Here is an 8,878-nt window from a genome sequence, read left to right on the forward strand (position 1 = left end):
CCGCACAGAAACGCCGTTGAGCGAACATGACAGCCTTGCGGGGAAGGGGGGCATAGGGGGGTTGGGGCGAGCAGATAAATTGTTTTATTGGCGTTGCCAGCCTGTGGTTTGACCATTTTTAACCTTGAAAAAGCCACGGCTGGGCTGCACATTTCCTTGACAACCCCTTGCCGTAAGGCTATACTATAAATGTTTGAACACGGGGAGCCCGGCGCACCGGGCTGAGAGGAGGGCTGAAACCGCCCTCGACCCGCTGAACCTGATCCGGGTAATGCCGGCGGAGGGAGAAAATACACCGCTTGCGATGTCTTCCCTCCTCACCGGCGAGGAGGTTTTTTGTTGTGACCACCACACGAGCAGTTATTTTTGCCAACGGCGAGCTGAAGGATGGCGAGGCCGTCCGCCGCTGGCTGCGCCCCGACGATTATCTGATTGCGGCTGACGGCGGGCTGCGCCACCTGCAAAGGCTGGGCCTGCAGCCCCACCGCCTCATCGGTGACCTCGATTCGCTCACGCCGGAAGAAGCGGCCGCCCTGCAAGAAGCCGGCGTGCAGGTCGAACGCCACCCCGCCGAAAAGGACGAAACCGATCTCGAACTGGCAATCCAGTACGCACTGCAACAGGGTTACCGGCAAATGCGTATCGTGGCAGCCCTCGGCGGGCGGCTCGATCAGACCCTTGCCAACCTGGCTCTGCTGGAAATGCCCGGCCTGGAAGGGGTGGATGTCCGCCTGGATGACGGGCAGGAAGAAATCTTCATCATCCGCGATCAGGCGGTGGTGGAAGGCGCCGCGGGGGATACCGTCTCGCTGCTGGCCATGAACGAATGCACCAAAGGCATCGTCACCAGCGGATTGAAGTACGCGCTGAACCATGAAACGCTGTGTCCCAACCGCACGCGCGGCATCAGCAACGAGATGACCGCCGAGCGCGCTGAAATCCGCCTGCTGACCGGCAAGCTGCTGTGCATGCACACCCGCCGCCCGTCGTCAGAGGGGTGATTCACCCCAGACGGCTGCACCTTCCTCCGACTCGGGAAAGATTTTTGGATTTCTGTTTTACCTTTGATTTGGAGGTGTCCCATGAAACCAGTAACGCGTATTGTGTGGCTGTTCAGCGCGCTGATTTTGACCCTTTCGGCCTGTGCCCAGCCGACCCCGTCCGGCCCGAGTGAATTACGGGTATTGACCCACGACTCCTTTGCCGCCAGCGAGGAGGTGATTCGCGCCTTTGAACAGGAGAACAACGTCAAATTGACCTTCCTGCCCTCCGGTGATACCGGTTCGGCGCTCAATCAGGCCATCCTCACGAAAAATGCCCCGCTGGCGGATGTCTTTTACGGGGTGGACAATACCTTCCTCTCCCGCGCCTTGAGTGAGGACATCTTCGAGCCGTATAACTCACCGCTGCTGGCAGAGATAGACGATGCCTTCAAACTCGACCCGCAGAACCGCGCCCTGCCGGTGGATTACGGGGATGTGTGCATCAACTACGACAAAGCCTACTTTGCCGAAAAGGACCTGCCCCTGCCGCAAAGTCTGGCCGACCTGACCAGGCCGGAGTATAAAGGCTTGCTGGTGGTGGAAAACCCGGCCACTTCCTCGCCCGGGCTGGCATTTTTGATGGCAACGATTGCCGCCTTCGGCGAAGAGGGCTATCTGGATTTCTGGCGGCAATTGAAAGACAACGGCGTGGTGGTGGTCAACGACTGGGAAACGGCTTATTACACCAACTTCAGCGCCTCCTCCGGGCGCGGTCCGCAGCCCATGGTGGTTTCCTACGGTTCCAGCCCGCCCGCCGAGGTCATCTTTGCCGAGCAGCCGCTGGAAGATGCGCCGACCGCCTCGCTGGTGGGTGATGGGATGTGCTTCCGCCAGATCGAGTTTGTCGGCATCCTGAAAGGGACGAAACAGCGGGCGCTGGCCGAGAAGTTTGTGGACTTCATGCTGGATGTGCGGTTTCAGGAAGACCTGCCCCTGCAGATGTTCGTCTTCCCCGTCAACCGCAAGGCACAATTGCCGCAGGAATTTGTGCGCTACGCTCAGATTCCCGCAAAACCCGCCACGCTCGACCCGGCGCTGATCGCCGAAAAGCGCGAAGCATGGATTGAAGCCTGGACACAGGCGGTCTTACGGTGAGCCTGCTGCCTGCCTCTTCCCCTGCCCGCCGCTCCCCTGAAGGGCAGCCGCCGGCGCCTGCCGTCTGGCAGGCGCTGGCTTTGTGGCTGCTGCCGCTGGTCTTTTTGCTGGTTTTCTTCTTCCTGCCGCTCGGCCGGATTTTGGGAGTAGCCGGTCAGGGGTTGCTGCAAACCGGTCTCAGCCCAACCGCCGGTGAACGCCTGCTGCGCGCGCTGGGTTTTACATTCTATCAGGCGGCGCTGTCCACTCTCCTGACCGTTCTGGTCGGCCTGCCGGGCGCATACGTGTTTGCACGCTTTGAATTTACCGGCAAGCGGCTGCTGCGTTTGCTTTCCACCCTGCCGTTCATCCTGCCGACCGTGGTGGTGGCAGCCGCCTTTAACGCACTGATCGGCCCGCGCGGCTGGTTCAACCTGCTGGCGATGGAGTGGTTCAACCTGCCCACCCCGCCGCTGAATCTGCTCAATTCGCTGCCCGCCATTTTACTGGCGCATGTCTTTTACAACACCACCATCGTCCTGCGGGTGGTGGGCAGCGCCTGGGAGCAGCTCGACCCGCGTTTGGAAGCAGCCGCGCGCGTGCTGGGGGCTTCACCCTGGCGCGCCTTTCGTGAAGTGACCCTGCCCTTGCTGCGCCCGGCGCTGCTGGCAGCGGCCTTGCTGGTGTTTCTGTTCGACTTCACCAGTTTTGGGGTGATTCTGCTGCTGGGCGGGGCGCGCTTTGCCACCCTGGAAGTGGAAATCTACATTCAGGCGCTGCACCTGCTCAACCTGCCGCTGGCCGGGCTGCTTTCGCTGGTGCAGCTGCTGTGCACCCTGCTGCTGACGGTGCTGTACACGCGGGTTGCCTCGCGGCTGAACATCCCGCTCACCCCCCGCCTGCGCGGCGAGGGAGCTGCCCATCCGCACAGCCTGCGTCAGAAAGCGCTGGTTGGGGCGGTGGTGCTGATGCTGTTCACGCTGCTGGTGCTGCCGCTGGCAGCCCTGGCCGCCCGCTCGGTGGCGCGTCTTGAGCCGGCCCGCGGTCAGCGCGGCACATTTGAAAGCGGCCTGACGCTGGATTACTACCGCGAGCTGTTCATCAACCGGCGCGGTTCGCTGTTTTATGTGCCGCCCATTCAGGCGGCGCGCAATTCGTTGTTTTACGCCGCGGTGACGGTGGGCATCTCGCTCGGGCTGGGGCTGCCGGCGGCCGCCGCGCTCAGCCGCCGCTCTCCGCTCAACCGCCTGCTCGATCCCCTGCTGATGCTGCCGCTGGGCGCTTCAGCGGTCACGCTGGGGCTGGGCTTCATTCTCACCTTCAACCGCCCGCCGCTGGAAGCGCGTTCCTTCCCCCTGCTCATCCCCATTGCGCACAGTCTGGTGGCGTTTCCGTTTGTGGTGCGCACCCTCACACCGGTGCTGAACTCCATCCCGCTCAATTTGCGTCAGGCGGCCGCCGTGCTGGGGGCTTCGCCGCTGCGCGTCTGGCTGGAGGTGGATTTGCCCATTCTGGCGCGGGCTGCGCTGGTGGCTGCCATTTTTTCCTTTACCATCTCGCTGGGCGAATTTGGCGCCACCAGTTTTCTCGCCCGCCCCGAATACCCCACCCTGCCGGTGGCAATTTTCCGCTTCATCAGTCAGCCGGGCGGGTTGAATTACGGGCAGGCGCTGGCCATGTCCACCCTGCTTTTGGTGGTATGCGGGCTGGGCATTGCCGTGCTGGAGCGGGTGCGCCTGCCGGAGGAAGGCTCCCGCTGAGCGGTGTTCGTGGTATAACAGGGACAATGCTGACCGTCGAGAATATCCACAAACAATACGAAGGCCAGCCGCTGTTACGCGGGGTATCTTTCGAGGTAGCCGCCGGTGAAACGGTCTGCCTGCTGGGGGCTTCCGGCAGCGGAAAAAGCACCTTGCTGCGCATCATCGCCGGGCTGGAAGAAGCCGAAAGCGGACGGGTGTTGTGGCAGGGCAACGATTTACGCGGCGTTCCGGTGCATGAGCGCCGCTTTGGACTGATGTTTCAGGATTATGCCCTTTTTCCGCACCGCAGCGTGGCGCAGAATGTCGCTTTTGGGCTGCGCATGCAGAATCTGCCGTCCGCACAAATTGAGCAGCGTGTGCGGGAAGTCCTGCAGCGGGTCAACCTGAACCAGTTTGCCAACCGGCGGGTCACCGATCTTTCCGGCGGCGAGCAGCAGCGGGTGGCGCTGGCGCGCGCGCTGGCACCCCATCCACGCCTGTTGATGCTGGATGAGCCGTTAGGCGCGCTCGACCGCGCCCTGCGGGAAGAACTGGGGCAATTTTTGCGGGAGGTACTGCATGAAAGCGGCGTACCGGCCATTTACGTCACCCACGATCAGGAAGAGGCCTTTACGATTGCCGACCGCCTGATTCTGCTGCACGATGGACAGGTGGCGCAAAGCGGGCAGCCGGCCGAGGTGGTGCAAAGCCCGGCATCCCTCTGGGTGGCGCGCTTTTTGGGGCTGACCAATCTGCTGCGCGGGCGCGTCATCGAATCGCATCCCCTGACGGTGCAAACCGATTTGGGCATCTTCCAACCCCTATCCTGCAGCAGTGTACCGCCAAAGGGGGAATCGGTCACCCTGCTGCTGCGTCCGGGCGGGCTGGCGGGCGCTGCTGCCGATGAAGGGGTCAACACCTTTGCTGCGCAGGTCAAAGATGTCATCTTCCGCGGTGAGGATTACCGCATCACCCTGTACAGCGGCGGCATCAGCCTGTATTTTCATGTGCGCCAACCGCTGGCGGTTGGCTGGCAGGGGCGGCTGGCCGTTCATGCCGATGCCCTGTACTGCCTGCGTGAAGCAAGCGGGGTGGGGGATGTCTGAAACCGTTGCGGTGATCAAGCAGGATACCAGCGGTCGGGAAGTCTGGCGCTACACCGGTGAGGTGTTGCAGCGCGCCGCGCGGGGTGTGCTGCTGCAGGCCTACTTTGACCGCGAAGACCGCCTGTTTCACGGCATCTGGCTTTGTAAGGGGGATCGTTTTGTGGAAGCCTATTTCACCCACCGCTGGTACAACATTTTTGAAATTCACCACCGTGAGGGAGATGCGCTGAAGGGCTGGTACTGCAACATCACCCGTCCGGCACAATTGCTGAACGGACAGGTGGAGTATGTGGACCTGGCGCTGGACTTGCTGGTTTACCCGGATGGCAGCAGCCTGCTGCTGGATGAGGATGAATTTACCGCCCTCAACCTGGATGAAGGCGAGCGCCGCCGCGCGCGGCAGGCGGTGAATGCCCTGCGCCGCTGGTTCACCGCACACCAGCCGTTCCGCCTGCAGGAGCAGTTCGGCCGTTTGCTGCGCTAAACAAAAAATCCCCTCGTAAGGGGATTGAGAGAGCGGGCGATGGGACTCGAACCCACGACCTTCTCCTTGGCAAGGAGACGTTCTACCAACTGAACCACGCCCGCAGTTTTCGAACGCACCCCAATTATAGCAAGAATCCCAAAATCGTCAACCCTTGCGCTTGCGGTTATCATGGCTTTCTCCGGGTCGAAAACGGTTAAACAGCAGCCGGCGGGCGCTGAAAAGGACAGGCTTTGATGTTCACTTTAGCTGCTTGCGAATGCAACGACGTTCAACCCGAAGGCGCAAAGAGGGGAAAAAGCAACCTATGCGTCCTGGCAATCAATCTTTTTTCACAATGTCAGGCCATGCCCCTCCGCGCGCAGCAACACCCACCCGTGCTGACGGGAATCCCCTCTCTGATTATTGACAAAATACAAGAAATATTATAAACTAGTTTGTGATACAAACCAGTTTATAAAAAAGAGGAACGATGAAATCACCGTTAGATTCGATGCAAAAACGTACCCGCCGCTACTGGTATGAAGACGGACTTTCCGAGCTGGCCGGCGGGTCGGTCATCTTGCTGCTGGCGCTGCTGAATCTGGCCATTGCCCGCTTTTCTCCACCCGAGTGGCAGGGACTTCTTTCAGCAGTGGTGCTGCCGCTGGTGATGATTGGCGGGGCCGTGATTGCCCGCGCATGGGTACAACGCCTCAAAGAGCGCCTCACCTATCCGCGCACGGGTCTGGTCATCTATCCACGCCCCAGGCCCTCGCGCCGTTTCCGCACCGCCGGGATTGCCCTGGGGACTGCCGTCACCGTCACGCTGCTGAGCAGTCTGCTGGGCGCTGCGCAGGCGGAACGGCTGTTACCCGCAGTAACCGGCCTGTTCACCGCTCTCCTCATTGTACTGATTGGCATTCAGGTTGGGTTGGTGCGCTTTTACCTGCTGGCAGTCTGGCAGACGGTGATTGGGCTGCTCGGCAGCTGGCTTGCCCTGCCGCAACCTTTTGATCTGGTGCTGTTCTTTGGCGGATTGGGGGCTGGTTTTCTGGTGAGCGGTGCGCTGACGCTGATCCGATACCTGCGCAATAATCCCCTGCCGCCTGCCGGGCATGAGGATCAGCCATGAGCGAAGAAAACCTGCCTGCCTGGAGCGAAATTGACCGCTTGCTGCACGAGCCGGCCCGTCTGGCAATCGTCAGCCTGCTGGCCGTTGTCGAAAAAGCCGACTTTCTCTATCTGCAGCGCGAAAGCGGGCTGACCAAAGGCAATCTTTCGGCACACCTCAGCAAACTGGAAAATAGCGGCTACGTTCAAATTGAAAAAACCTTCCGCGGCAAACTGCCGCTGACGCTGGTGGCGCTGACGCCGCAGGGCAGAGCCGCACTGGAACAATATCTGACACAAATGAAACGCTGGATTAATCAAATCAGTTCTCAATCAGAGGAGTAGGAAATGAGTACTTTTGCCATTCAAACCGACCAATTGACCCGCGACTTTGGCAGCCTGCGCGCCGTGGATCATCTCACCCTGCAGGTTCCCGCCGGTCAAATTTTTGGTCTGCTCGGGCCGAATGGCGCCGGCAAAACCACCACCATTCGTTTACTGCTGGGGTTGCTGCCGCCCACATCCGGACAGGTGCGGGTGTTGGGTATGGATCCGCTCCAGCAGGGTGAAGCCGTCCGGCAGCGGTGCGGCGCTTTGCTGGAGCATGCCGGCCTGTACGAAAGACTGAGCGCCGAGGATAACCTCGAATTTTACGCCCGCATCTGGCGCATGGATGCCGCCGCCCGCAAGGCACGCATTCAACAACTGCTGGAAGGATTGGGACTGTGGGAAAGGCGCAAAGAAGCCGTTGGCGAATGGAGCCGCGGGATGAAACAAAAACTGGCCATCGCCCGCGTGCTGTTGCACCGCCCGGCGCTGGTCTTTCTGGATGAACCTACCGCCGGCCTGGATGTGCCAACCGCCGCCGCTTTGCGGGAGGACTTGCTTCAGATGGTCGAGCAGGAAGGCATTACCATCTTCCTCACCACCCACAACCTGAGCGAAGCAGAAAAACTGTGCGCCGGGGTAGCCGTGATTCGCAATGGCCAGCTGCTGGCGCAGGGCAGCCCAGACTCGCTGCGTTTGCGTGCCAGTAAACCCCGCCTGGAAGTATTTGGACGCGGTTTAGGGGATGGGTTGCTGCAAAATCTACAGCGCCAACCTGAGGTTCAGACAGCCCGGCGGGTCAACGATCACCTTGAAATTACCCTCCACGAACGGGCGGACAGCGCGGCGCTGGTGCGCCTGTTGCTGGAACAGGGCGCTCAAATTGAAGAAGTGCGCAAAAGCAGCCCTTCGCTGGAGGAAGCTTTTTTGAATTTGCTGGAGGAAGAACATGTTGCTTGATTTGTATACCATGGTCTGGAAAGAATGGAAAGAAATGTTCCTGGCGCGCGGGGGTGCGCGTTCGGGGCTGTTCAGTTTGTTGATCATCCTTGCGCTGCTGGGTATTTTCATGCCCCTGCAGAGCGGCCGCGAGTGGCTTACCACCCCTCTGCTGGTGTTGATCTGGACATGGATGCCGGTCTTTCTGGCGCTCGGCATGGTTACCGATGCCATCGCCGGTGAACGCGAACGACACACGCTGGAAACCCTGCTTGCCAGCCGCCTGCCGGACAGAGTGATTGTGTTGGGCAAGATTGCGGCTGCCGTGCTGTATGCGTTGGGGGTGATGCTTTCCAGTCTGCTGCTGGGGGCTCTCACCGTCAATCTGGCTTTCGCCGAGCAGGGCTGGCGGTTTTACTCCGCCAGCGTTTTCCTGGCCGGGCTGGTTTTTTGTCTGCTGGCCGCTTTGTTAATCTCTGCTTTGGGTGTGCTGATCTCGCTGACATCCAAAACTGCCCGGCAGGCTTATCAAAAACTGAGCGCGGTCATGCTGCTGGTGTGGTTTGTGCCCATGTTTTCCATTCAATTTCTGCCGGAGGAAATCAAAATCCAGCTAAGCGCGCGGCTGGCAACCCTCAACCTGAGCACGGTGATGGCATTGGGCGGGGGACTTTTGCTGATTGCCGATGCCGCTTTGTTGGCAGCCTGTCTGCACCGTTTTCAGCGCCAAAAACTGATTGGCAGCTGAATCGGCAGGGGTAGACAAAGCGGTTCATTATACGGAGAGAGGCGGGTTACCGCCCCTCTCCGTATTGATTTAAGTCGGTTCGGAATAAGCGCAAAACCCAGTCAGCAGCGCAACGAACCCCCTGCCCGAAAGGGGTATCTGATCAGCGCTGGCAAGCGACGCTGCTTTCGGTGTTGCATTATAACCACACGGCATGTCCTTTTGAGCGAGCGCGGCAATTTGATGTGTGACCCCCACCCACCTCCCCCAATTTCGCTTTCGCGATATTGGGGGAGGCGAAGGAGGGGGCAATTTATCAGGTCTGGTGAGTGTCGCTGCACTCG

General features: G+C 60.3%; 9 protein-coding genes, 1 tRNA gene and 1 riboswitch. Of the genes, 9 read left to right on the forward strand and 1 reads right to left on the reverse strand.

Annotated features, from left to right (window positions below):
- Window positions 1-193 precede the first annotated feature (193 nt).
- A riboswitch (TPP riboswitch) is annotated at window positions 194-299 on the forward strand.
- Window positions 300-341: 42 nt separating this feature from the next.
- From ACWIZX_RS10495 to ACWIZX_RS10515, 5 genes are all read left to right on the forward strand, one after another.
- On the forward strand, window positions 342-1,001 hold the full coding sequence (locus tag ACWIZX_RS10495; RefSeq protein WP_448335729.1) for a thiamine diphosphokinase: 660 nt from the start codon (window positions 342-344) through the stop codon (window positions 999-1,001).
- A gap of 81 nt (window positions 1,002-1,082) precedes the next feature.
- Complete coding sequence (locus ACWIZX_RS10500) at window positions 1,083-2,138, forward strand: thiamine ABC transporter substrate-binding protein (protein ID WP_448335730.1); 1,056 nt, start codon at window positions 1,083-1,085, stop codon at window positions 2,136-2,138.
- On the forward strand, window positions 2,135-3,877 hold the full coding sequence (locus ACWIZX_RS10505; RefSeq protein ID WP_448335731.1) for an ABC transporter permease: 1,743 nt from the start codon (window positions 2,135-2,137) through the stop codon (window positions 3,875-3,877). The genes ACWIZX_RS10500 and ACWIZX_RS10505 overlap by 4 nt, the downstream gene beginning before the upstream one ends.
- 26 nt (window positions 3,878-3,903) lie before the next feature.
- Window positions 3,904-4,965: an ABC transporter ATP-binding protein gene (locus ACWIZX_RS10510; RefSeq protein WP_448335732.1), complete on the forward strand. Its 1,062-nt coding sequence runs from the start codon at window positions 3,904-3,906 to the stop codon at window positions 4,963-4,965.
- Window positions 4,958-5,449, forward strand: coding sequence for a DUF402 domain-containing protein (locus tag ACWIZX_RS10515; protein WP_448335733.1), 492 nt, complete (start codon window positions 4,958-4,960; stop codon window positions 5,447-5,449). Before ACWIZX_RS10510 ends, ACWIZX_RS10515 begins: the two co-directional genes overlap by 8 nt.
- 31 nt (window positions 5,450-5,480) lie before the next feature.
- Here the strand turns inward: ACWIZX_RS10515 and ACWIZX_RS10520 are convergent.
- Window positions 5,481-5,553 (reverse strand) — tRNA-Gly (locus tag ACWIZX_RS10520).
- Between the two features lie 368 nt (window positions 5,554-5,921).
- Between ACWIZX_RS10520 and ACWIZX_RS10525 the strand changes: the two genes are divergently transcribed.
- Genes ACWIZX_RS10525 through ACWIZX_RS10540 form a run of 4 tightly spaced genes read left to right on the forward strand, consistent with a single transcriptional unit; the run spans window position 5,922 to window position 8,555 of the window.
- Entirely contained in the window at window positions 5,922-6,563 is a 642-nt protein-coding gene (locus ACWIZX_RS10525) for a hypothetical protein (protein WP_448335734.1), read from the forward strand.
- The gene (locus ACWIZX_RS10530; RefSeq protein WP_322792152.1) at window positions 6,560-6,886 is read left to right on the forward strand and encodes a winged helix-turn-helix domain-containing protein; all 327 of its coding nucleotides are present in this window, start codon (window positions 6,560-6,562) and stop codon (window positions 6,884-6,886) included. Before ACWIZX_RS10525 ends, ACWIZX_RS10530 begins: the two co-directional genes overlap by 4 nt.
- 3 nt (window positions 6,887-6,889) lie before the next feature.
- Complete coding sequence (locus tag ACWIZX_RS10535; RefSeq protein WP_448335735.1) at window positions 6,890-7,828, forward strand: ABC transporter ATP-binding protein; 939 nt, start codon at window positions 6,890-6,892, stop codon at window positions 7,826-7,828.
- Window positions 7,818-8,555, forward strand: a complete 738-nt coding sequence (locus tag ACWIZX_RS10540; RefSeq protein ID WP_448335736.1) for an ABC transporter permease — start codon at window positions 7,818-7,820, stop codon at window positions 8,553-8,555. The genes ACWIZX_RS10535 and ACWIZX_RS10540 overlap by 11 nt, the downstream gene beginning before the upstream one ends.
- The last annotated feature ends 323 nt before the right edge of the window (window positions 8,556-8,878 follow it).

The sequence above is a fragment of the Bellilinea sp. genome, from assembly GCF_053501535.1.

Bases quoted from the DNA above. Each gene is read 5' to 3' on its own strand.
- ACWIZX_RS10515 (WP_448335733.1), top strand. From the start codon at position 4,958: ATGTCTGAAACCGTTGCGGTGATCAAGCAGGATACCAGCGGTCGGGAA.
- ACWIZX_RS10530 (WP_322792152.1), top strand. From the start codon at position 6,560: ATGAGCGAAGAAAACCTGCCTGCCTGGAGCGAAATTGACCGCTTGCTG.
- ACWIZX_RS10525 (WP_448335734.1), top strand. From the start codon at position 5,922: ATGAAATCACCGTTAGATTCGATGCAAAAACGTACCCGCCGCTACTGG.
- ACWIZX_RS10500 (WP_448335730.1), top strand. From the start codon at position 1,083: ATGAAACCAGTAACGCGTATTGTGTGGCTGTTCAGCGCGCTGATTTTG.
- ACWIZX_RS10510 (WP_448335732.1), top strand. From the start codon at position 3,904: ATGCTGACCGTCGAGAATATCCACAAACAATACGAAGGCCAGCCGCTG.
- ACWIZX_RS10540 (WP_448335736.1), top strand. From the start codon at position 7,818: ATGTTGCTTGATTTGTATACCATGGTCTGGAAAGAATGGAAAGAAATG.
- ACWIZX_RS10535 (WP_448335735.1), top strand. From the start codon at position 6,890: ATGAGTACTTTTGCCATTCAAACCGACCAATTGACCCGCGACTTTGGC.